Source organism: Poseidonibacter antarcticus (assembly GCF_003667345.1).
In the GTDB taxonomy this organism is placed as follows: domain Bacteria; phylum Campylobacterota; class Campylobacteria; order Campylobacterales; family Arcobacteraceae; genus Poseidonibacter; species Poseidonibacter antarcticus.
This window is the reverse complement of sequence record NZ_RCWF01000014.1, coordinates 16,498-41,669: the sequence shown is the minus strand read 5'-3', so window position 1 is coordinate 41,669 and position 25,172 is coordinate 16,498. Positions and strand designations below refer to the sequence as shown.

Genomic DNA, 25,172 nt, shown 5'->3' with positions numbered 1-25,172 from the left:
CTGTTGTATTTGTTATTTTTTTAACAGCAAAATTGTAATTAAAAATAATGGAAAACAAAAATGGAAAACCTTAAAGGAAAACAAACATGGAAAACAAAAAACAGTATTTATTTACTTCAGAAGTAGTAAGCCCAGGTCATCCTGATAAATGTGCAGATATTATTGCGGATACTATTGTTGATAAATTAATTATTGAAGATAAAAACAGCAGAGTTGCATCTGAAGTTTTTGTTGCAGGAAAAAATGTAGTAATTGGTGGAGAAGTTAAATCAACTTGCCAATTAAGTAATGAAGATTATGAAAAATTAGTTAAAGATGCTTTGGCAAAAATTGGTTATGACGGAAAGTCTGCTTTTACAAAAGAGCAATGTTTACATCCTGATGATGTAAATGTTCAAGTTTTATTAAACCAACAAAGCCCTGATATTTCTCAAGGTGTTGATCAAACAACAGGTGATATTGGTGCTGGAGATCAAGGTATTATGTTTGGTTTCGCATCAACTGAAACTGCTGATTATATGCCAGCTGCTATTTCATATGCTAGAATGTTAAGTGATAAAGTTTACGCATATGCATTAGCTCATAATCATAAATTAGGTGTTGATATTAAAACACAAGTTACTGTTGATTATGGTTCAAAAGAAAATTTTGAAAATTGTAAACCTCAAAAAATTCATACTATTGTAGTTTCAGCTCCTTCTGTTGAAGGAATGGATATTAAAGAAGTAAGAGAATTAATTCAAGGTTTAATTGATGATTCAGGACTTCCTGTAGAAATGTATGACAAAGAAAATACAATTATTCATATTAATCCAACAGGAAGATATGTATCTCACTCATCATTACATGATAGTGGATTAACAGGAAGAAAACTTATTGTTGATTCTTTTGGAGGTTACTCACCAATAGGTGGAGGAGCTCAAAGTTCAAAAGATTATACAAAAGTTGATAGATCTGGACTTTATGCAGCTAGATGGTTAGCTAAACATATTGTTGCAGCTGGACTTGCAGGAAAAGCTGTAGTTCAAATATCATATGCAATTGGAGTAGCACGTCCTACTTCTGTTTCAGTTGATACAATGGGTACATATACAAGAATAAATGATGATGAATTATCTTCATTTGTAATGGATACTTTCTCATTAACTCCAAGATGGATTACAGATAAATTTGCTTTAGATAAACCAAGTGCTGAAACTTTCCTTTATGCTGATGTTGCAGCGCGGGGGCAAGTTGGTCAAAGTGATTACCCTTGGGAAAAACTTGACGAATTAGAAAAATTTAAAAATTTATAGAATTAGAAAAAAGGATTTAGTATGGATTTAAAAAACTTATTTAGTAAAATATCGTTTGACAGCTCTTCAAGGGAACAAGCAACAAAAAAGGATGCCCCTTCTCATTGGGTAAAATGTCCAGAATGTCACGCTTTAATGTTTTTTAAAGAGGTTGAAAGTCAAGATAATATATGTCCTAAATGTAATTTTCATATGAGAATTGGAGCTAAAAGAAGAATAGAAATTTTAGCTGATCAAGGTACATTTGTAGAATATGATGAGAATTTAAGACCGAACGATCCTTTAAAATTTGTTGATAAAACTTCTTATAAAAAAAGAGTTGAATTAGCAGAGAAGAAAACAGGTAGAACTTCTTCTGTTTTAAGTGGAGAATGTGAAATAAATGAAATACCAGTACAGATTGTTGTATTTGACTTTTCATTTATGGGTGGTTCATTAGGTTCAGTAGAAGGTGAAAAAATAGTACGTGCAGTAAATAGAGCTATTGAAAAACGTCAAGGTTTAATTATTGTATCAGCTTCAGGAGGTGCAAGAATGCAAGAGTCTACTTTTGCATTAATGCAAATGGCAAAAACTTCAGCAGCCTTAAAAAAATTAGATCATGCAAAACTACCTTATATTTCTATTTTAACAGATCCTACAATGGGTGGTGTTTCTGCATCATTTGCTTTTTTAGGTGATATTATAATGGCAGAACCTGGTGCTTTAATTGGTTTTGCAGGTCAAAGAGTTATTAAACAAACTATTGGAGCTGATTTACCAGAAGGTTTCCAGCGAGCAGAATTTTTACTTGAAAAAGGTTCTATTGATATGGTTGTAAATAGAGCACAGATGAAACAAACTTTATCTGATTTATTAACAATGTTTCAAAAAGAAGAAATAGCTAATTAATGCTATCAAATTTAGAAAAAGCTTTAGGTTTTGAACTTAAAGCTTCTAATTTATTATATGTTTTATGCGATTATGAAACACTTCAGAAAAAAAATATTTCCCTTAAACAATTTGTAGAACTTTGTAAAAGTGCAAATGTAAAATTAATACAATATAGAGATAAAGTTTCTTCTATAAAAATCCAAAGAAAAAATTTGATTTTTCTAAAAGAGAACTTAGATATTCCTATATTAATAAATGATAAAATTGAATTAATTGAATTTTGTGATGGTTTACATCTAGGACAAGAAGATTTTTCTTTAATACATAAAGATAAGAATATAGCTATAAAATTAATAAGAAGAAAAATTAAAGATAAACTTTTGGGTCTTTCAACTCATAATGAAATTGAGATTTTAGAAGCAAACGAACTAGATATTGATATGATAGGTTTAGGTGCTTACAGAAATACAACTACAAAAGAAGTTGATAATATTTTAGGTGATAATATTGTATATCTATCAAAAATTTCTAAACATCCTGTTTGTGCAATAGGTGGTGTTAAAATTGATGATAAAATCAAAAATATTACATTTAATGTTGTAGGGAGTGGTTTTTATGAAAATTAATGTTTATTCAATTGTAAAACCTTCAAAAGACCAATTTGATGATTTAATTAAAGAATTTATTAAAATGTCTTCAAAATATGCAAAAGTAGAAGTAAATTATATATTTAATAAAACAATTGCAAAAGCGCAATCTATTGGTGAAAGAGAAGCTCAACAATCTTATAGCGATGCATATGAACCATTATTAAAAGGTTATAATGTTGCTTTAGATGTTTTAGGAAAAAAAATAGATTCATATGCTTTTTCTGAAATATTAGATGGTAAAAATGAAATAAATTTTTTTATTGGTGGTGCTTTTGGCTTCAAGAGAGAATTTTTAAAGAAATGTGATAGTATAATATCATTAAGTGATTTAACAATGGCACATAAAATAGCCAATATTGTCTTGACTGAACAGATATTCAGGGGGCTTTGTATTAAAAATAACCACCCATATCATAAGTAATTTATTAATATTTTTGTATAATGGCAAAATTTTAATTATAAAGGTATAATGTGGCTAACGGGAAACAAGTTGAAGAATTAAAACAAATCTTATTAGATAAAAAAGAATTAATTATAAAACATTTACAAGGAAGTAAGGATAGTATGGATTCTTTTAAATCTTCTGAATGTAGAGATGAATATGATTATGCTGAAATATCGAGTGATAGTTTTAAAGAAGGTATTATTGCAAGCCAACAAGTTAAAGAATTAGCTGAGATTGAAGAAGCATTAAAAAGAGTTCAAGAAGGAACTTATGGTGTTTGTGAAATGTGTGATGAATCAATTGCAATTGGTAGATTAAGAGCTAAGCCATTCGCAAAGTTTTGTACACCGTGTAGAGAGATTTACGAAGTAGAAAAATAGTAAAAAGGATTTAATTATGGGTTTTAAAAAATATATTGTTTTTTCAGTATTATTCATTGGTATAATTTATGGATATGCATTTAGTTTAGAGTTAGGAGATTATAAAGTTACAATTCTTGATATCTCAGTACTTTTACCAGTAGCAGTTTGGATTATACTTCCATTAGTAATTTTATTTATTGCAACAATAGGGCATATTCTATTTTATGGTTTAATTAATATATTTAGACAAAGAGCAATAAATAAAGATAAAGAGACAATGATAACTCTAATTAAATCAAATTTATTAGAAAAAAATCCTCCAAAAAGATTTAAAACTAAAGCTTTCAAAGAATTGTCATCTATAATTTCTCAATTGAAATTAACAGTAAATGATTCTACATTTTCTTCTTCAGATGCTGAATTAAACAACTTAATCGCAGCTATCCAAGATATAAAAGCAGGGAAACATGTAGTTGATAAATCATTAAAAATAAGTGAAATGTCAGAATTAGCAAATCAGAATTTACTTAATAAAGTTAATGATCAAATTGATTTTTCAGTTGAAGTTCTTAAAAAAGTTGAAAATTATGCTCCTAATATAGTTAGACAAGCTTTTATTAATGTATTAAATGAAAAGTCAATGACAACTATAAAAAAATTATATAAAAATATTAAACTAGATAAAGACTTAGCAAAAAGATTATTTGAAAAAGATGCTGCTAATAATGACTTTGGATTTACATCAGAAGAAATTTCTAAGATAGTAAAAGATTTAGATTATACAACTGAAGATTATATAGCACTTGCAAAAAATTATGAAGCTATTTTACAACCTGATCAAATTATTGAACTATTTGAAAAATTAAGTACAGAAATAGATGCATCAACTCCTGCATATTTACATGTATTATTTGAATATGAAATGATTGACAAAGTTAGAGAAATTGTTGATACTACACCTGAGGGTGAATATTCATCGTTTAAAGCACTTTTAGATTTAAAAGATGCTGGTAAACATTACGATTTAGAATCTATTTCTTATAAATAAATGAGAAAGAAAATTGATTTTAGCCAACCCTTAATGGTGTTGGCACCACTTGCTGGTTATACTGACTTACCGTTTAGATCTGTAGTAAAAAAATTTGGTGCAGATATTACAATTTCTGAAATGATTTCTTCTAATGCTTTAGTTTACAAATCTGAAAAAACTCTTAAAATGATTGAAAAATCTCCTAGTGAGGATCCTTATATTGTTCAAATTGCAGGAAATACTCCTGAATTAGTTAGAGATGCAGTTTTACTTTTAAATGATATAGAGGGAATAGACGGAATAGATTTAAACTGTGGATGTCCTGCTCCTAAAGTTTTTTCTCATGGATCTGGTTCAAATCTTTTAGGTGATTTAAAAAAACTTGAAATGATTCTATCAACTGTTAAAAAATATTCTACAAAACAATATACAAGTGCAAAAGTAAGACTAGGTGTAAATGAAAAAATACCAGTAGAAATTGGCAAAGCTGTTGAAGCCTGTGGTGTTGATTTTGTTTCTGTTCATGGACGAACAAGAGCAGGTAAATATAAAGCTCCTGTAGATTATGATGCAATCAAAGCTATGAAAGAAGCTATTTCTATTCCAGTTTTTGCAAATGGTGATATTAAAGATTATGCAAAAGCTAAAGAAGTATTGGAATATACAAAAGCTGATGGTGTTATGATTGGTCGTGGGGCTATTGGTCGACCTTGGATATTTCATCAACTAAAACAGCAAATTGAAGATAAAGATATATCTGAAAGTTTAAAAAAACAGATAGTTTTAGAGCATTTTGATGCAACATTAAAATTTCATGGTGATCACGGTGCTATAATGTTTAGAAAACTATTACATTCTTACTCAAAAGGTTATACGGGAGCTCATGAATTCAGAGATATTATAAATAAAATTTCTGATGCAAAAGTAATGAGAGATATGATAGAAAGCTTTTTTGATCCTTCTTAATATTATATATAATGTAATTTAGATAAAATAATTAAATTTTATATAGTTAAAAAAAAAGGAAATATTTGTCTGAATACTATTTTGAATTAATAATTAAACCAAATAAAAATTACGAACTTTTTTTAGACTTGCTTACGTCTTTAACAAATAACGCAATTGAAGAGCTTGATGGCTCTTTAATTGCAAGAAGTGAAGAAGATTTAAGTGATGTACAAGAGGGTATTAAACAGTTTGCAGAAGCTTTAAACATTGAATGTAAAACTTCACATGAAAAAAAAGAAAACATAGACTGGATAAAACAATACCAACAATCTGTAAAATCAGTTGAAATTGGTAATTTCTATATTCGCCCATCATGGGAAGAAAAAAGAGATGGAAAAATTGATATTATAATTGATCCAGCACTCTCTTTTGGCTCAGGTCATCATGAAACAACTTCATCTTGTATTGAAGCTATTGATAAATATGTGGCTGAAAAATCAAATGTTTTAGATGTAGGTACAGGAAGTGGAATTTTAGCAATAGCAGCAGCAAAGAAAAACTGTAATGTTGATATTTGTGATACTGATGATGTTTGTATTAAAGATACTGCTAGTAATTTTAAATTAAATGCAGTAGATTTTGAAAATTCTTGGATTGGTTCAGCTAATAAAGCAGTTAAAAAATATGATGTAGTAATAGCAAATATTGTTGCAGATGTATTGGCAATGATTTCAAAAGATTTAAAAAATTGCTTAAATGATAATGGAATACTAATCATTTCAGGTATTTTAGATAAGCATATTGATAGAGTATTAAATAAATTTAAAGATTTAGAACAATTAGAACTTATTCATAAAAATGAATGGGTTACAGTTGTATTTAAAAATAATAAGGAGTTCTAGTTTATGAACGATAAACAAAACAATGATAATAATAACAACAATTTTTTTAACAATAATCCATTATTAGTATTTGTAATTTTTTCAATAGTTACTATTTTTGCTTTTAAAGCATTATTCCCTGAAGATCAAATGGGAAGTAGTACGAATAATGGTGTAACACCATTTAATTCTCAAGCAAAAAATCAAAATATTCCATATTCAGATTTAAAGAAATTAATTACTTCTGGAAAAATTGAGTATGTGGGAATTGGTAATACTCAAATTAAAGCAGTTTCAAAATCAGGTTCTGGTCAAGTTACAACGTATACTGCAAGAAGAGTTATTCCAGATGAAACATTAGTTCCTACTTTAGAAAAAAGTGGAATTAATTATGGTGGTATCAATGAAGAAAATGTCTTAGCAGATATTTTATTTGGATGGGTTTTACCTATTTTTATATTCTTTGCTATTTGGATGTTTATTGCAAAAAGAATGTCAAAATCTATGGGTGGAGGAGGCGGAGGTCTTCTAGGAATTGGATCATCTAAAAAGATGATTAATTCTGAAAAACCAAATGTTACTTTTGATGATATGGCTGGAAATAAAGAAGCAAAAGAAGAAGTTCAAGAAGTAGTTGAATTTTTAAGAAATCCTGATAGATATGTTAAATTAGGAGCTCAAATTCCTAAAGGTGTTCTTTTAGTAGGACCTCCAGGAACTGGTAAAACATTACTTGCAAAAGCAGTTGCTGGTGAAGCAGATGTTGAGTTTTTATCTGTATCTGGTTCTGCATTCATTGAAATGTTTGTAGGAGTTGGAGCATCAAGAGTAAGAGATTTATTTGAACAAGCTAAAAAAGTTGCACCTGCAATTATCTTTATTGATGAAATTGATGCAATTGGTAAAAGTAGAGCTAGTGGTGGACCAATGGGTGGTAATGATGAAAGAGAACAAACTCTAAATCAATTACTAGCTGAAATGGATGGTTTTGCTACAGAAGAAGCTCCTGTTATTGTATTAGCTGCAACAAATAGACCAGAAGTACTAGATCCTGCACTTTTAAGACCAGGAAGATTTGATAGACAAGTGCTAGTTGATAAACCTGATTTTGAAGGTAGAAAAGAAATATTAAATGTACATATTAAAAATGTAAAAGTTGGAAAAGATGTAGATTTAGTTGAAGTAGCACGTATGACAGCTGGACTTGCTGGTGCAGATTTAGCAAATATTGTTAATGAAGCTGCATTATTAGCAGGACGTGCTAATAAAGAAGAAGTTAATTATGAAGATTTCAAAGAAGCAGTTGAGCGACAAATAGCTGGTTTAGAGAAAAAATCAAGAAGAATTTCTCCAAAAGAGCGAAGAATTGTAGCTTATCATGAATCAGGACATGCACTTATTGCAGAAATTACTAAAGGTGCTAAAAAAGTAAATAAAGTATCTATTGTTCCAAGAGGTATGGCAGCTTTAGGATATACACTTAATACTCCTGAAGAAAATAAATACTTAATGCAAAAACATGAGTTAATAGCTGAAGTTGATACATTATTAGGTGGACGTGCAGCTGAAGAAGTGTTTATTCATGAAATTTCTACAGGTGCTGGAAATGACCTTGAAAGAGCTACTGATATTATTAAATCTATGGCTACTATTTATGGTATGAGTGATGTTGCTGGACTTATGGTTTTAGAAAAAAGACAAAATCAATTCTTAGGTGGACAAACACAAAAAGATTTCTCTGATGATATGGCTAAAAATTTAGATGAGCATGTTAAAACTATTTTAAATGAAAGATATGCAATTGTTCTTCAATCTTTAAAAGACAACAATAATGCAATTGAACAAATGACAGCTGAATTGTTAGATATTGAAGTTATCTCAGGACAGAGAGTTCGTGAAATCATTAAAGAAAATGGTGGAACTATTTTTGAAGAAGAAGATTTACATAGTGATGCATTAGATAAAGATGCAGAAGATGTAAAAGAAGAAGACGATAAACCAAAAATCGACTAAATAAATTATTAAAGAGGTAAAAACTTTTTTACCTCTTTTAATTATATTATTTTTGCTATACTTAATAGAAATAAAACAATAGGTAAGCTATGAATAATTTAATTAAATTATTACTTATATTTACTATATCCTTATCATTACAAGCAGAAAATAAGTTTGAATCACGATTTGGATTTCTTTCAGAAGGTACATTATTATCATCATTTAAAGATGCAAGAGTTGCATTAAAAGTTTGGCTTGAAGATGTAGCTGTAAGATATGAAGGTAAATTAAATATTGAATTTTATGATAATTCAGATTCTTTATATAATGCATTAAAGAATAATGAACTAGATATGGTAGTCCTAGATTTACCATTTTTTTTCAAAAATAAAAAAGATATTCTAGAAACATGCGATAATTTCTGGGCATTAAATATGCTTGATGATAAATATTCACAATATTATTTAATTGCAAAAAAATCTTTAAATGCTAAAAATTTCAAAGATATAAAAGGGAAAACAATATCTTTGAAAAAAGGTAATATTGGTGCTTCAGTTTGGTTAGATAAAAATTCTCTTATTAGTAATAAAAAATCATCAAAAAAAATAACAAAAAGAATATTAGAGAAAAAAAAAGAATCAACTGCTATATTAAATGTATTTTTTAATAAATCAGATTTTGCAATTGTAAGAAAAAAAACTTGGGATATTATTTCAGAATTAAATCCTACAATTAGTAAAAAATTAGAAATTGTTCAAAAATCAGAAAAAATTCATATTCCTTTTATTGGTTTGTTCCGCAAAGATATAAATAAATTATCTATCGAATCATTTTTTAAATTAAGTAAAGACTTAAATGAAATAAAAGGAAGTCAACATATTATTGCTTTATTAAAATTCAATTCTTTATTTAGAGTCAATGATGACTATTTAAAAAATTTAGATAAATATTATAATGAATATTTTATGTTACAAAAGAAATATAAATGAATATTAAAAATACTTTATTTTTAAAAGTTTTTATATTGATTTTGATGGCAATTTTTTTTGTTTTAAGTATATTTTCTTATGAAGCTACACGATTACAACAAAAATCAATTCTTGATACCATTGAATCAAAAGCAAAAAGTATGGCTGATTCTATAGTTTTTGTTAATACGGATTTTATGATTGTCAATGATGAAGTAAAAATACTTGAATTTATTTATGATTTTGTTCAAGTAAATAAGGATATTAAACAACTAACTCTTTCACGAAGAAATGGTAATGATTTAATAATTCAAGAGAAAAAATGGGAATTAAAAGAAAATGTTATAAAAAACAAGCTTAAAGATGAAAATATTATAAAAAAAGAAGAGTATAAAATTGAATATTCAAATTCAGTAAATGAAAATGTTTTTAAATATTCATATCCGATTTATCTTTCTTCAATTCACTGGGGTTGGATAGATTTTGAATTATCATTAGATGAATATAATGAGAAAATTAATAGTATGTATAAACAATTTCTTATTTTATCGATTATTGTTTTAATTACTATGTTAATAGTTTCTTTTATTATTGCTAAAATGGTTTCAAAACCAATTGTAAAATTAGAAGAGGTCTCAGAAAAAATTTACAATGGTGATTTATCAAAAAGAGTTAGTGTTGAAACAAATGATGAAATCGGAAAATTATCAATTACCTTTAATAAAATGATTGATAGTTTAGAAAAATCTCAAGTAGAATTGAAAAACTCTCATAATGAATTAGAAAATAGAGTAAAAAAAAGAACTGATGAATTAGAAAGTAAATCTAAACAACTAGAAGAACTGAACAATAATCTTGAAAGTATTGTTCAAGATGAAATTCAAAAAAGACAAAAACAAGAACAACTTCTTATTCAACAATCAAAACTTGCCTCTATGGGAGAAATGATTGGAAATATAGCACATCAATGGAGACAGCCATTAAATGCTTTAGGCTTAGTAATCCAAAATATACAATTGAGTTATATGATGGAAGAGTTAGATGATAAATTTATGCAGAAGTCTGTTTCTAAAGCAAATTTATTAACTTCATCTATGTCTAAAACAATTGATGATTTTAGAAATTTCTTTAAAGCTAATAAAGAGATTACAGAATTCAGTTTAGATGTTTCAATACAAAATTCCTTAAAATTAATTGGTTCAACTTTTGTACATAAAAATATAATTATAGAATATACTTTTGGAAATGATATCAGAGTTTTTGGATACCCAAATGAATTCTCGCAAGTAATTTTAAATATCTTATCAAATTCGAAAGATGCAATTGTTGAAAAAGGTATAAGTGATGGAAAAGTTTCATTAGAAACTAAAAAATCTAAAACTCATGGATATATTATTATAAGAGATAATGGAGGCGGAATACCTGTATCTATTATGAATAAAATTTTTGATCCATATTTTACAACTAAAGAAGAAGGTAAAGGAACGGGGATTGGATTATATATGTCTAAGATAATTATAGAAAAGAATATGAATGGAATTTTATATGTAAATAATACAAAATATGGTGCAGAGTTCACTGTAATGCTCCCTTTATTTAAAGAATATAACTAATTATTCTATTATAAAGTTTGATAATTGTATACTTTGAAGAAAAAATAAATAATTCATAAAGAAGTAGCTTTGAAAAAAATAAATAAAACATTATTAAGTAACATTACTGTTCTTTATGTTGAAGACGAAGAAATGATTAGTGAAGAAGTTTCTTTTTATTTTGAGAAATACGTTAAGTATTTTCATGTAGCAAATAACGGAGAAGATGGACTTAAACTTTTTAAAGAATTACAACCTGATATCTTAATCACAGATATTCAAATGCCAAGAATGAATGGTCTTGAGATGATAAAAAAAATTGGTCCAACTTCTGTACCTATTATAATTACTACTGCATACTCAGATATAGAATATTTTCTAAAAGCTATTGAACTTAAAATTTGTAAATTTGTAATAAAACCAATTAATTTAATAAATATGATTTTAGATGTTCAAGATTGTGTTAGTGATAGTTATTTCCAAAATAAACTTTTAGAAAAAGAGAATCTTTTAAAAATTGTTGATGAAAATGTACTTATTTCAATTACTGATAAAAATGGTGTAATAATTGATGCAAGTAATGCATTTTGTGAATTTACACAATATGATAAAGATGAATTAATTGGAAAACAACATAGAATATTAAAAGATAAACAAACACCTAACAGTTTTTATGAGAATATATGGAATATTATTACTTCAGGTAAAAGATTTACAGGAGAAATTAAAAATAGAAAAAAAGATGGCACAGAATTTTGGGCAAATTTAACAATTACTCCAGTCTTTGAAGATAATGAAATTGCTAATTATATAGCTATTAGAAATGATATTACAAGTAAAAAGAAATTAGAACAATTAATTATAGAAGATGATTTAACAAAACTTTTTAATAGAAGGCATTTTAATACTATTTTAAACCAAGAAATAAGAAGAGTTAAAAGAGAAAATTCTACAATTACCTTAGTGAGTATAGATATTGACCATTTTAAAAAGTACAATGATACTTATGGTCATCCTATGGGTGATAAAGTTTTATATATGATTGGAAAAGTTTTAAAAAGCAATACTGGACGATCAAGTGATTTTGCATTTAGAATTGGAGGAGAAGAATTTTGTTTAATTTTTTCAGGTTTTAAAAGTAAAGATTCTTTACTTCATGTTCAAGAGATCATTAATGAAATTGAAGCATTAGAAATAGAGCATAAAAATAGTGAAAATAGTGATTTTGTGACTATTTCCGCTGGTGTTATTATTCAAAATGCATTTGAACTGACTGATGAAGAGACATTGTATAAATATTCAGATGTTGCTTTATATGAAGCAAAAATGAAAGGGCGTAATCAAGTTATTCTTTCAGAATTCTCTACAAACTCTTGACAAAATAGTTTAAATTAATTATACTTATGCATATTTAAAATCAAAAGGAGAGTTCTATGAAAATATTTAATTTTTGTAATAACCATTTCATCAAAAGTGTTAACTCTTCATTGCTACTTACAACCTCTCTCTAATTTTTATAAATTAGACTTTTACAAATCAACAAGATACATTACAGTTTTTCTTTTTTTATTTAAAAAAAGTTATAATAACATACATTATTAAAGGGTGCACAATGGACAAAAATAGGATTATAGTATTTGATACAACGTTAAGAGATGGAGAACAATCACCTGGTTGTTCAATGAATACAGAAGAAAAAATTAAAATTGCTTTACAATTAGAAAAGTTAGGTGTTGACGTTATTGAAGCTGGTTTTGCAGCAGCAAGTCCAGGGGATTTTGATGCTGTTAGTAGAATTGCTGAAAGAGTGAAAAACTCATCAATCTGTTCTTTATCTAGAGCAATTGATAATGATATTAAACAATCAGGTTTAGCCGTTTGTAAAGCACCTAAACATAGAATTCATACATTTATCGCAACTTCACCGATTCATATGAAATATAAATTAAAAATGAGTGAAGATGAAGTAATCAAAAGAGCAATTCATGCAGTTGAATATGCAAGAACTTTTGTTGACGATGTTGAATTTTCATTAGAAGATGCAGGAAGATCTGATATTTCTTTTATGAAAGAAGTAATGGATGCTGTAATGACTGCAGGTGCTACAACTATTAACTTACCAGATACTGTAGGTTATAGATTACCAAACGAATTAGGTGCAATGGTTAAAGAATTATCAGACTTTGCAGGTGATCGCGCAATTATTTCTGTACATAATCATAATGACTTAGGATTATCAACAGCTAATACTTTAGCAGCAGTTATGAATGGGGCAAGACAAATTGAAGTTACAATCAATGGTTTAGGAGAGCGTGCTGGAAATTCTGCATTAGAAGAAGCAGTAATGGCTATTAAAACTAGAAAAGATGCTTTTGGAGATTTATATACAGGAATTAATACAGCCGAAATTTATCCTACATCTAGATTGGTAGCAACAGTTACAGGTGTAGAACCACAACAAAACAAAGCAATTGTAGGTAAAAATGCATTTTCACATGAAAGTGGAATTCACCAAGATGGTGTGTTAAAACATCAAGAAACATATGAAATTATGAAAGCTGAAGATGTTGGTGTCTTTAAAGAATCTACATTAATTTTAGGTAAACATTCAGGTCGTGCTGCGTTTAGAGATAAAATTGAACACTTTGGTTTTGATAAAGTAACAGATGAAGAGTTAAATGCTGCTTTTGAAAGATTCAAAGTTTTAGCTGATAAGAAAAAAGATGTAACAGATGATGATATTAGAATGTTAATCACAGATGAAGCTTTAAATCAAGATAAAACTTATGAATTAGTTGGATTACAAATTTCAGACTGTTCAAATGGTGTTCCAACATCAGCTGTTGCGATTAAATTCCAAGATCAAATTATGAGAGATGCAGCTATTGGTGATGGAACAATGGATGCAATATTTAAAACAATTGATAGATTAACTGGATATAACGGTGAATTAAAAGATTATAAAGTTACATCAGTATCTGAAGGTAAAGATGCATTAGCAAAAGTTACTACAAGAGTTTCTTTTGATGATAACTCGCCTGCATTTGTAGGACATGGTTTAAGTATTGATACTATGTTAGCAACTGCAAAAGCATATATTAGTGCTTTAAACTCATATCTTTCTCAAAAAGAAAGATTATCAAAACAAACTTCTCATCAAGTATAATTATATAAAGCAGTTAAATCTGCTTTATATTAACTGCCTTGATACATATCAATAATTTATTAAAAAGACTGTATACTATATCTATTTATCTAAATTAAATAATTTAGAGTAATTATAAGGGATATGATATTAGATGATGCAGTTTAACTTCTTTTTAAAACTTTTAAAAGAATCTTTTAGGGATTTACTTCCAATTATAATAGTTATCTTATTTTTTCAATTAGCAATTATACAAACAGTTCCAGATGGATGGGTAAATACAGCTATAGGCTTGGGTATTGTTGGTGTTGGTTTAGCAATATTTTTACAAGGTCTTGAAATTGGTGTATTTCCAATTGGAGAAGGATTAGCAAGAGATTTTGCAAAATCTGGCTGGATTACTTGGATTCTAATTTTTGGCTTTCTGATTGGTTTTGGTACAACCATAGCAGAACCTGCACTTGCTGTAATTGCTGATAAAGCAGCTTCTATATCAAGTGGTAGAATTGATGCTACGATTCTTAGATTTGTTGTTGCAGGTTCTGTTGGATTCGCAATTTTATTAGGTGTTTTTAGGATTATTAAAGGTCATCCTATTCATTATTATATTATTACTGGATATATTATAGTAGTTAGTATAACATTTTTTGCACCTCCTGAAATTATTGGATTATCATATGATTTAGGTGGAGTTACTACTTCAACAGTTACAGTTCCTTTAGTTGCTGCACTTGGTATTGGACTAGCCTCAAATATAAAAGGAAGAAATCCAGTAATTGACGGTTTTGGACTTATTGCTTTTGCTTCATTAACACCTATGATTTTTGTACAAATTTATGGAATAGCTGTTTATAATCTAGTTGATGCACATACTGTTGCAAATATTGTAATAAATCCTATTGTTTCTTCACCAACAGATATTACTTTAAAATCTCTTATTTTTGGAATTTTAGCTGTTGTAAAAGATGTTATTCCTATTTTAGCTATTATTCTGTTTTTTCAATATGCAGTATTAAAAAAACCAATACATAATATAAAAACTGTATTTTTAGGTTTTACTTTAGTGATTTTAGGTTTATATGCATTTATTCTAGGACTTGAAATGGGGCTATTCTCACTTGGTGAGACAATGGCATATCAACTTACTAAGTCAAATTCTGTATTAATGATTTATGCATTTGCATTTGCTATTGGGTTTTCAACTACTATGGCAGAACCAGCACTTATGGCAATTGCGAAAAAAGCAAAAGATATTTCAGATGGTAAAATTAATGATTTTGCTCTAAGATTATTTGTAGCACTTGGTGTTGCAATTGGTATTGCTTTAGGAGCATTTAGAATTGTAGATGGTGGACATATTCATTATTATATTATTGTAGGATATTTTGTTGTGATTATTCTTACTTTTATAGCTCCAAAATATATTATTCCAATTGCTTATGATTCAGGAGGAGTTACAACTTCAACAGTTACAGTTCCTTTAGTTGCAGCACTTGGTATTGGATTAGCTACTAATATTGAAGGCAGATCTCCTTTAATTGATGGGTTTGGATTAATTGCTTTTGCTTCACTTTTTCCAATGATTACAGTAATGCTTTATGGTATTTTGACTGAAAAATTTGGTATTAAATCAGATAGCCAAATTGAAAAAGAAGATTTACTTCATGATAATTTAGCTGATGCTGAAAATATGGATTTAGCAACAATTAATATTGATGGTTCAACAACAAGACACTCTTTATCATTAGAGTTTTCAGCAGTTGTAGTCATTGTTCCTATTGATAAAAAACTCGATGCAATTCAAGCTGCACATAAAGCAGGTGCTTCTGGTGTTACTGTTCTTAGTGCAGATGGTATTGGACTTGATGAAATGGCTAATTTTTATAGAACATCTTTTGAAGCGAATGAAGCATTATTATTCTTTTTACTTCCAAAGTATTTAGTAAATGATGTTGTAAAATCAGTAATTCATTCTCTTCATATTACTACAAGTGGAAAAGGTATTGCTTTTGCTTTCCCTTTATCTCATATGAAAGGTATCTCTTTGTCAAAAGAAGATATTTTTAAAGAACAATCTTATCAAGTAAATTTAAAAAAAGATGAGCCTATTACTTGTCTTGATGAAGAAAAGGAAAATAGCTATGAAACAAATAGAAAATCTAACTCAAACGCTTAAATATATTAATACAGGAAATCCAGTATTAATTTATTTCTCAGGTGAAAATTGTCCTGTTTGTAAGGTACTTAAACCAAAAATTGAAGAAGAAGTAAAAAAGAATTTTCCTTTATTTGAAACTTATGAAGTGAAAACAGATATACATAAAGAAATCACAAGTCATTTTACGGTATTTTCTATACCTACAATATTGGTATTTTTTGATAAAAAAGAGTTTTTTAGAAAGGGACGAAATATGTCAGTTCCACTTTTTATTCAAGAATTAAAAAGACCATATAATTTAATGGAAAAGTAAAAAAATGAAAAAAACACTCCTAACTTTTTTTGTAATATTTTTAGTAATGCAGTTTATAAGAGTAGAGCAAAGTGATACAGCAATAATAAAAGATCAAGAGATAAAAGCACCTTTGGAAGTTTATTCGATTTTAGAAAGTTCATGTTTTGATTGTCATTCAAATAAAGCAGAATGGCCTTGGTATTCTCAAATTGCACCTGCTTCATGGGTTATTTCATCTCATGTTAATAGTGGAAGAGATGCTTTAAATTTTTCAATATGGGAAACATATACACAAGAAGAAAAACAAGAAGAATTAAAAGCTATTTATAGAACAGTTTATACAGTAATGCCATTGCCTAGTTATATATGGCTTCATCCTGAAGCTGATTTAACAAAAGAACAAAGAAGTCTAATACGAAAATGGACAGGAGTTAGAAAATAAAGTGAGAGAAGAAGTAGCTGAAATATTAAGTGATAAAAAAACACTTTTAACAATTATATATTTCAAATTACAAAGATTATTTGAAAAGAAGTATGGAAAAAATACTCTTGTTCTTATTGAAATAGGTACTTTTTTTGAAGTATATGAAGTTAATAATGATGAAGAACAAATAGGAAAAGCAAAAGAAATTGCAGAATTATTAAATATTCAATTAACTAGAAAAAATAAAACTATTTTAGAAAACTCTCAAACTAACCCTATAATGGCAGGAGTTCCTGCAATATCACTTGAAAAGCACTTAGCTAGAATAATTGCTGAACAAAAATATACAGTAGTATTAATCAAACAAAAAGGTGTTCCACCAAATGTATCAAGATACTTAGATACAGTTGTAAGTCCTGGCACAAATTTTGATTTTGTATTAAATCAAGATGAAAATAATATAACTTCAATCTTGATAGATCAAATAAGAGGTATTTATTTACTTGGATATTCTGCTATTGATGTAACAACTGGAAAATGTTATTACAATGAAGTTCACGGAACAAGTGAAGATAAATTTTTTGCATTAGATGAAGTATTTAATTATATGAATATGCATAAAACAAATGAAGTTATAGTTACTTTTGCTGATAAAAATATAAATCAAAAAGAAGTAATTGATTATTTAGAATTATCTTTAAAAACTTTTCATATTGGTTCTTTTAGACCAAAAATTTCTTATCAAAATGAATTATTTAAAAATGTATTTAATATTCAATCACTATTAACATCAATTGAACATCTTGATATGGAAAGAGTTCCTTTAAGTACAGAATCTCTTTGTGTATTAATAGATTTTGTAATAGGTCATGACTCAAATATTATTCAAAAACTCTCACTTCCTAATAAATTAGATATTAGTAAATATATTTATTTAGGAAATAATGCTATTGAGCAATTAAATATAATTGAAACATCGCATAATCCAAGTTTAATAAAACTTATAAACAATACTTCAACAGCAATGGGAAAAAGACTTTTAAAAGAAAGATTAACACATCCTGTAAAAGATCCAAAAGAGCTATTAAGAAGATTTGCTTTATCAAAAGAATTATATGATTATCATCTTCCAATTGAAAATGAGTTAGCAAATATTTATGATATTGAAAGATTAACAAGAAGAATTAAACTAAATCGTTTACATCCTTTTGAATTAAACTATTTATATGATTCACTTCTTAGTATAAAAGAAGTTGTAAGCTTTATGGAAAATTATAAGTTTATTACTCCACCTTGTTCAAGTAGTGAACTAGAGCTATTTATACAATCTATTGATTCAACATTTGACTTATCAATTTGTGGTAAATATATGTTAAAAGACGTTGATGGAAATATGGTAAATAGTGGAATAAATACTAAAATAGATGAATTAAATACTCAAAATGATGTTTTATATTCAAAATTAGAGCTTTTAAGAACACATATTTTAAGTTTTTTAAATGCTAGTGAAGATTCTAATTTTGTAGGAATTAATAGATTAGATAAAGAAGGATTTTTTTTAACACTAACAAAAAATAGATTTAATCTAATAAAAGAAAAATTACTTAATTCACATATTATAATTGATGATGAACTATTATTATTTAAAGATTTTAATATAAAAGTACAAACAAATTCAGTAAAAGTATTCTGTAAATTAACTGATGAGGTTTCAGATAAATATGTACATAATTTAAGAAAAATCATTGAATTAAATAAACTAGTTTTTCAAGAGAAAATAGCAGAATTTGAGAAAAAGTTTGCATCTGTTTTAGAAGAATTAGTCCAGTTTATAGCAGAAGTTGATTTAACAGTATCAAATATAAAAACAGCGAAAAAGAATAATTATGTTTGCCCAAAAATTGTAAAAACAAAAGATAATGAAAACTTTATTGAAGTTATTGATTTAAGACATCCAATAATTGAATCAAATGAAGAGCAAGGTATTTATGTACCAAATGATATTATTTTAGGCGAACTTAGTCTTGCATCTAAAGAGTATAAAAATAATGTAATTATTAAAAACTCAAATCCTATAAATATAAACAATAATAAAATGCACGGTGTTTTATTATATGGAATTAACTCATCAGGAAAATCCTCTTTAATGAAAGCAATTGGAATAGCAGTGATTTTAGCACAAGCAGGTTTTTATGTACCTGCAAAATCAATGCGATTTTCTATTTTTGATGCAGTTTATACAAGAATAAGTGGAGCTGATAATATCGCAAAAGGATTATCGTCTTTTGCAGTTGAAATGCTAGAATTAAAAAATATATTTAATAGAGCTACAAAAAAATCACTAATCCTAGGAGATGAAATATCTCATAGTACAGAAACAATGAGTGGATTATCAATAGTTGCAAGTTCTATTTTAAAGCTTTCAAAATTAGAAGCTATTTTTGTATTTGCAACGCATTTACATCAGTTACCAGAAATAGAAGAGATTGAAAAACTAAAAAATATAATAGCACTTCATTTATCAGTAATGTATAATAATGAAGATGACAAATTAATTTTTGATAGAAAATTAGCTTTCGGAAGTGGTTCTTCTATGTATGGATTAGAGTATGCAAAATCATTGCATATGGATAAAGAGTTTTTATCTGTAGCAAATGATATTAGAAAAAAACTAACAAATGATTATGATTCAGTAGAAAGATTATCACAACGTAAAACTTCTAAATATAATAAAAACGTCTATAGTTCAACATGCGTGATTTGTGGAAAAGCTTGTGATGATGTACACCATATAAAAGAGCAAAATACAGCAAATAAAGATGGATTTATAGGCCATATAAATCAAAACCATAAATATAATTTAATACCTTTATGTAAAGAACATCACAAAATGGTACATGATGGAACGATAAATGTAAATGGATTTGTAGCTACTTCTAATGGTTTGGAATTACATTATTCAATGATTGAGTAAAAAAATAAAACTTATTTATGATGAATGATTTCAGTTAAATGACATAATCCGTTAAATTGTGGATAATTATTTGTATCTTTAATAAATCTTGATGGTGTTTCATTAGAAAATGATTTAAACTCTCTTATAAAATGTGATTGATCAGAAAAATTATGTTCTTGTGATAATTGGCTAAACTTTATATTAAATTGTCTAAATTTCATATATTCTAAAATTGAATAAAACCTTCCTAATTTACTTAAATTTTTTGGAGTTAATCCTGAGTAGCTTTTTACTTTCCTTTCTAATTGTCTTACAGATAGATTATGATTAGCAAAAAACTTGTTTAAATCTCCAAATTTATAGAGTTCATTAATACTTAAAATTATTTCATCTTCTTTAAAATCTAATTTATTAAATAAATCAATCATATATGTATTAAGTAAAGAGTTCATCTTAGTTTTATTATTCTTTACCTTATAAAGTTTCTCTAAAATAGAGTTATCAAAATCTAGCGAAATATCATCAAATGAATAAATTTTATTCTCTAATTCACTTACGGGAACTTTAAAAAGTTTATAAAATACACTAGGATTTAGTTGAATATCAATTAAATTAATATTATCACTGATTAAGTCATAATGAGGTTTAATTACAGGAGGGACTATATGAATACCTCTTTTTATTTTACCATTTTTATAGTGGTTTAAGTTCATTACTCCATCTAAAACTATGACAATAGTAGCACAGCCATCTGGTAGTATTTGTCTATAAGAAGAGCTATTTTCAACTCCTCTTCCTTCTAAAAACCAGTACACTTTTATCCAATTATTTAATCTATAGTCAGGTAAAAACATCTTTGAATTAAACATAAAGAATTCCTTAATTAAAATGCATAGGTAATTGTAGCATAAACATTTTCTTGGTCATTACTAGAAGTATTGTCATCATAAAACTTTGTATAAGATAAATCTAAATTTAATGCAGTATCTGATATTTCAAAATCTTTTGAAATTCCAATTGTAAAGTTATCTCCTGTATCTTGCATTGAACCAGCACTAGAATTAAGTTTTAATATATCAAAATCATATGAAGCAAATCCTTCATAATAATCATACTTTTCACCATCATTTTCAGTATAAACACCCCATATATACTTACCTCCAATAGATAATTTATCAATAGGATAAACTAATTCTATAGCAACTTCATCTAAAGTAGGAATATCATTAGAATTAGGATATAAAAATCTAGTATAAGAAAGAGAAGTTTCTAAGTTTCCTAATACAGTTGCATAACCAAGGTATAAATCTATCTCAGAATCAGCATCCGCACCTTCAAATTCAACATTTGATGCCCAAAGTCCACCAAAAAATCCTCCATATAATACTGTTCCTTCTACAAAAACAGCACCTTTATCATTTGATTGTGTCATCCCTCTTGATATATAGTTAGATGTTCCAGATATACTTGCAATAACATCTATATTACTTGCTTGTACATTTGTAATAGTTCCACAGGCAATAATTGAACTTAATAATAGTGATTTTATTTTTATCATTCTTTTCCCTTTAATAAGATATTAACAGTATAACCTCTATAAAACTATTTTCTAAATTTAAAATGTTTAAAAAAGGAACAGAGAATACTATTAAATTTAAAATATAATGTAAAACTGTCGTTTTTTTTATAATGTAAGAAAAATATTAAATGAACTTTTAAAATGTATAATTTATATACAGAAATGTCGCTTTTTTTCTATACATAATTTTTTTAAACTTCTATAATTTTCCTATCAATTAATATTGGTAGAAAGTTTAAAAGGAGCAAAATTGAAGACTAAAAGTTTAAATTCAATACTAAAAGTAAGTATTGGTCTTTTGTTAGGAACAGTTAGTTTAAATGCATCAAGCATAATTGATGGGAAAACTATACTTGATACTAAATGTGTAGCATGTCATATCTCTACATCTAATTCATCTGAGGGTTTAAGCAGAATTTCTGACTTAAGAAAAACACCTGAGGGTTGGTTTATGACTGTAGATAGAATGCAAAAGGATCATGGACTGATTCTAACAAAAGAAGAAGAAAAAAGTGTTGTTAAGTATTTAGCAGATATTCAAGGATTAAATTATGAAGAGACTAAACCCTTAAGATATATCCTAGAAAAAACACCTAATTATCAAGAAGATTTTGAAAATACAATGTTTGTAGAATCATGTGCTAGATGTCACAGTGGTGCTAGAGTTGGATTACAAAGAAGAACACTTGACGAATGGAAAAATCTTGTTAACTTTCATTTAGGAAAATTTCCAACTTTAGAATACGAAGCATTAGCAAGAGATAGAGATTGGTTTAATATTGCTATAAATGAAGTTTCGCCAATGTTAGCAAAAAAATATGGAAATGATAAAAAATTTAATTTAGAAAAAGTAAATTTTGAAGGAACTTGGAATTTATTTGGACATAAATTAGGTGATGGTGATTTTTATGGAACAATGACCCTTTCTAAAGATTCAATAGATAAGTATAAAGTATCATTTGATGGTAAATTTACTGATGGAAGAGATTTTAAAGCAAGTGGAATTGCAAATGTATTTAGCGGTTATGAGTTTAGATCTACATTAAGTATTGATGGAAAAAAATATAACCAAGTATTTGCAGTTAATCCAAAAACTTATGAATTAAGTGGAAGTATGTTTGAAACTCTTCATTCTGAAGAATATGCAAGTATTAAAGGTGTAAAAAGTACAAATAGTAAAACTAATATTTTAGGAATATATCCAAAATCTATTAAAGCTGGGACAAATGGAATTATTACAATCTTTGGTAATAACTTAGATAAATCAGTGAAATTATCAACTGGTTTAAAGCTTAATAAGATTTTAGAAAAATCAAAAAATAAAATTGTATTAGATGTAAGTGCTAGTTCAAAATATGATTCTAAACTAATCTCTTTAAATATTGGTTCAAATAATTTTAAAGATAAATTAGTTGTTTATAAAAAAATTGATTCTTTAAAAGTATTACCTTCTTATGCAATAGCTAGAGTTGGAGATGGTGGTGGTGCTATGCCAAAACAACATGCAATTTTTGAAGCAACTGGATACTTAGCAGGAGTTGATGGAAAAATTGGAACAGATGATGATATCTCAATTGGAAAAGTAGATGCTAAATGGAGTATTGCTCCTTTTGATCAAAGAGCAGCAGCAGATCAAGATGTTAAATTTGTAGGTGAAATGGATGCCTTTAGTGGAAGATTTACTCCTTCATTCGCAGGACCAAATCCAAAAAGAAAGTTTAGTACAAATAATGCTGGTAATATTAAAGTTATTGCAACATATAAAGATGGAAATAAAATATTTAGTGCAGATTCTCATATGATGGTAACTGTTCAAAAATGGGTTAATCCCCCAATTAATTAGGAGTTAATATGAGTAATAATGAATTAAAAATAAATAAAGAGAATTATCGAATTGTTAGAAAAGATGAGCAAAATTTACTTTTTCATGTTCCTTCAACTTCTCTTTTTGAACTTGATGAAGAAAATGAAAAACTAATTAATAAACTTCAAGGAAATCAAATAGATATTAATGATTTTACGAAAGAAGAGATTATTGAATTAGAAAAATTAAATATAGTAGGTGGAAACCCAGAAAAGCATGAGTATATAGAAGTTAAAAAATTTCCAGCAACTACATTAATTTTAAATATCGCATCTGGATGTAATCTAAGTTGCACATATTGTTATAAAGCAGATTTAGAAACATTAGATAACAGTGGAAACATGACATTTGAAACGGCTAGATTAGCTATTGACCAGTTATATGCTGGTGCACCAAATCAGCCAATATACAATGTTACTTTTTTTGGAGGAGAACCTTTAAGTAACTTTACCTTGATTCAAGAAGTTACAAAATATGCAGTAAAGTTCTTCCAAGAAAGAAAAGCTTTAGTTGATTTTACAATTACAACAAATGGAACATTATTAACAAAAGAGATTATTAATTATTTACAAGCTTATAAATTTGGTGTAACTATTAGTATTGATGGTCCAAAAGAAATTCATAATAAAACAAGACTTACAAATGCAGGAACTGGAAGTTATGATGCAGTTAGGAAAAAAGTAAAATTACTTTTAAGTATGTATACCAATAGACCAATTGGAGCAAGAGTTACACTTACAAGAGGTGTAACACAAATTGAAGAAATTTGGGATCATTTATTTAATGATTTAAAATTTGCAGAAGTTGGATTTGCACCTGCAACTGCAAGTGATGATGCAATATTTAATCTTAGTGAACATGAATTATTAAAAGTTTTTAATGAATTTAAACTAATGGGAGAAAAATATATTGATGCAGCTTTAGAAGGTGAGTTCAATGGATTTTCAAATATACATAGACTATTAGGTGATATTCATGCGGGAAGAAAGAAAAAACTACCATGTGGTGCAGGTGTTGGTCTTTTAGCAGTAAGTTATGAAGGGAACTTTGACTTATGTCATAGATTTACAGGAACAGATTTTGGGAATTTTGGAAATGTAAAAACAGGACTTGATAAACCAAAATTATCAAACTTTATTGAGAAAAGATTAAATACAAATGATGGAGATTGTTCAACTTGTCATATTAGAAATTTATGTGCAGGTGGTTGTTATCATGAAAGTTATATTAGATATAACGATCCATCAAAAGCAGTTTTACACTACTGCGATATTATGAGAGATTGGATAGATTTTGGATTATATGCATATTCAAAAATTAGAAATAATAATCCAGAGTTTTTTGACTTATATTTTAGAGAAGAAAAAGGAGATGTAAATGGGCTTATTTAAACCTTTAAATCCAAAAGCAGATTTATTAAATAAATCTATAAAAGAGGGAACAGAGAAAGAAGTTGTTGCAATGCAAAGTATTGTTGGATGTACATCTACATTTGATCCAGGTTGGGAAGTAGATGCCTTTGGTGGAGTTGCTGGTTTATGTCAACCAATGGAAGCAGATCTTTATGGATGTTCAGATCCATGTTGGTGGCCAACACAAGTTCCAGATACTATGAATAACCCAGGTTGGAGTTCAAAATCTCCTTCAAGCTCAAAAGATTGGAGAAAGCTAAGTTCTGTTTTCCCAATAGATGAAGATTAAAAGGTTTAAAG

The 25,172-nt window shown here is 27.4% G+C and carries 22 protein-coding genes; 20 read left to right on the top strand and 2 right to left on the bottom strand.

All coding sequences use genetic code 11. The features are described 5' to 3' along the window. The first annotated feature begins 86 nt into the window (after positions 1-86). The 17 genes from metK to D9T19_RS12835 all read left to right on the top strand — a co-directional run bounded on the left by metK (position 87) and on the right by D9T19_RS12835 (position 20,035). The gene (gene metK, locus D9T19_RS12915; protein WP_121628662.1) at positions 87-1,295 is read left to right on the top strand and encodes a methionine adenosyltransferase; all 1,209 of its coding nucleotides are present in this window, start codon (positions 87-89) and stop codon (positions 1,293-1,295) included. 21 nt (positions 1,296-1,316) lie between these two features. After that, complete coding sequence (gene accD, locus D9T19_RS12910; protein WP_121628661.1) at positions 1,317-2,186, top strand: acetyl-CoA carboxylase, carboxyltransferase subunit beta; 870 nt, start codon at positions 1,317-1,319, stop codon at positions 2,184-2,186. Beyond that, positions 2,186-2,794, top strand: coding sequence for a thiamine phosphate synthase (locus tag D9T19_RS12905; protein WP_121628660.1), 609 nt, complete (start codon positions 2,186-2,188; stop codon positions 2,792-2,794). The genes accD and D9T19_RS12905 overlap by 1 nt, the downstream gene beginning before the upstream one ends. Continuing rightward, entirely contained in the window at positions 2,784-3,239 is a 456-nt protein-coding gene (locus D9T19_RS12900) for a 23S rRNA (pseudouridine(1915)-N(3))-methyltransferase RlmH (protein WP_121628659.1), read from the top strand. The genes D9T19_RS12905 and D9T19_RS12900 overlap by 11 nt, the downstream gene beginning before the upstream one ends. Positions 3,240-3,289: 50 nt before the next feature. Continuing rightward, entirely contained in the window at positions 3,290-3,643 is a 354-nt protein-coding gene (gene dksA / locus D9T19_RS12895) for an RNA polymerase-binding protein DksA (RefSeq protein WP_121628658.1), read from the top strand. Between the two features lie 16 nt (positions 3,644-3,659). Then, a complete protein-coding gene (locus tag D9T19_RS12890; protein WP_121628657.1) occupies positions 3,660-4,673 on the top strand; it encodes a hypothetical protein in 1,014 nt (337 codons plus the stop codon). Then, positions 4,674-5,621: a tRNA dihydrouridine synthase gene (locus D9T19_RS12885; RefSeq protein WP_121628656.1), complete on the top strand. Its 948-nt coding sequence runs from the start codon at positions 4,674-4,676 to the stop codon at positions 5,619-5,621. Positions 5,622-5,686: 65 nt separating this feature from the next. Further along, positions 5,687-6,505 (top strand): 50S ribosomal protein L11 methyltransferase, encoded by an 819-nt coding sequence (locus tag D9T19_RS12880; protein ID WP_121628655.1) that lies wholly within the window; start codon positions 5,687-5,689, stop codon positions 6,503-6,505. Positions 6,506-6,508: 3 nt separating this feature from the next. Continuing rightward, positions 6,509-8,497 (top strand): ATP-dependent zinc metalloprotease FtsH, encoded by a 1,989-nt coding sequence (gene ftsH / locus D9T19_RS12875; protein WP_121628654.1) that lies wholly within the window; start codon positions 6,509-6,511, stop codon positions 8,495-8,497. A gap of 89 nt (positions 8,498-8,586) precedes the next feature. Continuing rightward, positions 8,587-9,468 carry a PhnD/SsuA/transferrin family substrate-binding protein gene (locus D9T19_RS12870; protein ID WP_121628653.1) on the top strand — a complete coding sequence of 294 codons (882 nt, stop codon included), beginning with the start codon at positions 8,587-8,589 and terminating at the stop codon, positions 9,466-9,468. Continuing rightward, positions 9,465-11,060, top strand: coding sequence for a sensor histidine kinase (locus D9T19_RS12865; protein WP_121628652.1), 1,596 nt, complete (start codon positions 9,465-9,467; stop codon positions 11,058-11,060). The genes D9T19_RS12870 and D9T19_RS12865 overlap by 4 nt, the downstream gene beginning before the upstream one ends. A gap of 69 nt (positions 11,061-11,129) precedes the next feature. Beyond that, the gene (locus D9T19_RS12860) at positions 11,130-12,416 is read left to right on the top strand and encodes a diguanylate cyclase (RefSeq protein WP_121628651.1); all 1,287 of its coding nucleotides are present in this window, start codon (positions 11,130-11,132) and stop codon (positions 12,414-12,416) included. Positions 12,417-12,651: 235 nt separating this feature from the next. Continuing rightward, positions 12,652-14,205 (top strand): 2-isopropylmalate synthase, encoded by a 1,554-nt coding sequence (locus D9T19_RS12855; RefSeq protein ID WP_121628650.1) that lies wholly within the window; start codon positions 12,652-12,654, stop codon positions 14,203-14,205. Between the two features lie 133 nt (positions 14,206-14,338). Next, positions 14,339-16,360, top strand: coding sequence for a DUF1538 domain-containing protein (locus D9T19_RS12850; RefSeq protein ID WP_121628649.1), 2,022 nt, complete (start codon positions 14,339-14,341; stop codon positions 16,358-16,360). After that, the gene (locus D9T19_RS12845) at positions 16,326-16,655 is read left to right on the top strand and encodes a thioredoxin family protein (protein WP_121628648.1); all 330 of its coding nucleotides are present in this window, start codon (positions 16,326-16,328) and stop codon (positions 16,653-16,655) included. Before D9T19_RS12850 ends, D9T19_RS12845 begins: the two co-directional genes overlap by 35 nt. A gap of 4 nt (positions 16,656-16,659) precedes the next feature. Then, positions 16,660-17,079 carry a heme-binding domain-containing protein gene (locus D9T19_RS12840; RefSeq protein ID WP_121628647.1) on the top strand — a complete coding sequence of 140 codons (420 nt, stop codon included), beginning with the start codon at positions 16,660-16,662 and terminating at the stop codon, positions 17,077-17,079. A 1-nt stretch (position 17,080) separates the two neighbouring features. After that, positions 17,081-20,035, top strand: coding sequence for a MutS-related protein (locus D9T19_RS12835; RefSeq protein WP_121628646.1), 2,955 nt, complete (start codon positions 17,081-17,083; stop codon positions 20,033-20,035). Positions 20,036-20,046: 11 nt separating this feature from the next. Here the strand turns inward: D9T19_RS12835 and D9T19_RS12830 are convergent, their stop codons facing one another. After that, positions 20,047-20,886: a DUF6597 domain-containing transcriptional factor gene (locus D9T19_RS12830; RefSeq protein WP_121628645.1), complete on the bottom strand. Its 840-nt coding sequence runs from the start codon at positions 20,884-20,886 to the stop codon at positions 20,047-20,049. Between the two features lie 14 nt (positions 20,887-20,900). Further along, on the bottom strand, positions 20,901-21,575 hold the full coding sequence (locus D9T19_RS12825) for a TorF family putative porin (protein ID WP_121628644.1): 675 nt from the start codon (positions 21,573-21,575) through the stop codon (positions 20,901-20,903). 271 nt (positions 21,576-21,846) lie between these two features. Here D9T19_RS12825 and peaA point away from each other — a divergent pair, with 271 nt between their 5' ends. The 3 genes from peaA to qhpC are packed head-to-tail and all read left to right on the top strand — an operon-like array spanning position 21,847 to position 25,161. Beyond that, entirely contained in the window at positions 21,847-23,439 is a 1,593-nt protein-coding gene (gene peaA / locus D9T19_RS12820; RefSeq protein WP_162984588.1) for a quinohemoprotein amine dehydrogenase subunit alpha, read from the top strand. 8 nt (positions 23,440-23,447) lie between these two features. Then, positions 23,448-24,851, top strand: coding sequence for a quinohemoprotein amine dehydrogenase maturation protein (peaB, locus tag D9T19_RS12815; RefSeq protein WP_121628642.1), 1,404 nt, complete (start codon positions 23,448-23,450; stop codon positions 24,849-24,851). Next, a complete protein-coding gene (gene qhpC, locus D9T19_RS12810; protein WP_121628641.1) occupies positions 24,838-25,161 on the top strand; it encodes a quinohemoprotein amine dehydrogenase subunit gamma in 324 nt (107 codons plus the stop codon). Before peaB ends, qhpC begins: the two co-directional genes overlap by 14 nt. Positions 25,162-25,172 lie beyond the last annotated feature (11 nt).

Bases quoted from the DNA above. Each gene is read 5' to 3' on its own strand.
- D9T19_RS12850 (WP_121628649.1), top strand. From the start codon at position 14,339: ATGATGCAGTTTAACTTCTTTTTAAAACTTTTAAAAGAATCTTTTAGG.
- D9T19_RS12845 (WP_121628648.1), top strand. From the start codon at position 16,326: ATGAAACAAATAGAAAATCTAACTCAAACGCTTAAATATATTAATACA.
- qhpC (WP_121628641.1), top strand. From the start codon at position 24,838: ATGGGCTTATTTAAACCTTTAAATCCAAAAGCAGATTTATTAAATAAA.
- accD (WP_121628661.1), top strand. From the start codon at position 1,317: ATGGATTTAAAAAACTTATTTAGTAAAATATCGTTTGACAGCTCTTCA.
- ftsH (WP_121628654.1), top strand. From the start codon at position 6,509: ATGAACGATAAACAAAACAATGATAATAATAACAACAATTTTTTTAAC.
- D9T19_RS12825 (WP_121628644.1), bottom strand. From the start codon at position 21,575: ATGATAAAAATAAAATCACTATTATTAAGTTCAATTATTGCCTGTGGA.
- D9T19_RS12900 (WP_121628659.1), top strand. From the start codon at position 2,784: ATGAAAATTAATGTTTATTCAATTGTAAAACCTTCAAAAGACCAATTT.
- D9T19_RS12830 (WP_121628645.1), bottom strand. From the start codon at position 20,886: ATGTTTAATTCAAAGATGTTTTTACCTGACTATAGATTAAATAATTGG.
- D9T19_RS12890 (WP_121628657.1), top strand. From the start codon at position 3,660: ATGGGTTTTAAAAAATATATTGTTTTTTCAGTATTATTCATTGGTATA.
- D9T19_RS12840 (WP_121628647.1), top strand. From the start codon at position 16,660: ATGAAAAAAACACTCCTAACTTTTTTTGTAATATTTTTAGTAATGCAG.
- metK (WP_121628662.1), top strand. From the start codon at position 87: ATGGAAAACAAAAAACAGTATTTATTTACTTCAGAAGTAGTAAGCCCA.
- peaB (WP_121628642.1), top strand. From the start codon at position 23,448: ATGAGTAATAATGAATTAAAAATAAATAAAGAGAATTATCGAATTGTT.
- D9T19_RS12905 (WP_121628660.1), top strand. From the start codon at position 2,186: ATGCTATCAAATTTAGAAAAAGCTTTAGGTTTTGAACTTAAAGCTTCT.
- D9T19_RS12885 (WP_121628656.1), top strand. From the start codon at position 4,674: ATGAGAAAGAAAATTGATTTTAGCCAACCCTTAATGGTGTTGGCACCA.
- D9T19_RS12855 (WP_121628650.1), top strand. From the start codon at position 12,652: ATGGACAAAAATAGGATTATAGTATTTGATACAACGTTAAGAGATGGA.
- D9T19_RS12870 (WP_121628653.1), top strand. From the start codon at position 8,587: ATGAATAATTTAATTAAATTATTACTTATATTTACTATATCCTTATCA.
- D9T19_RS12865 (WP_121628652.1), top strand. From the start codon at position 9,465: ATGAATATTAAAAATACTTTATTTTTAAAAGTTTTTATATTGATTTTG.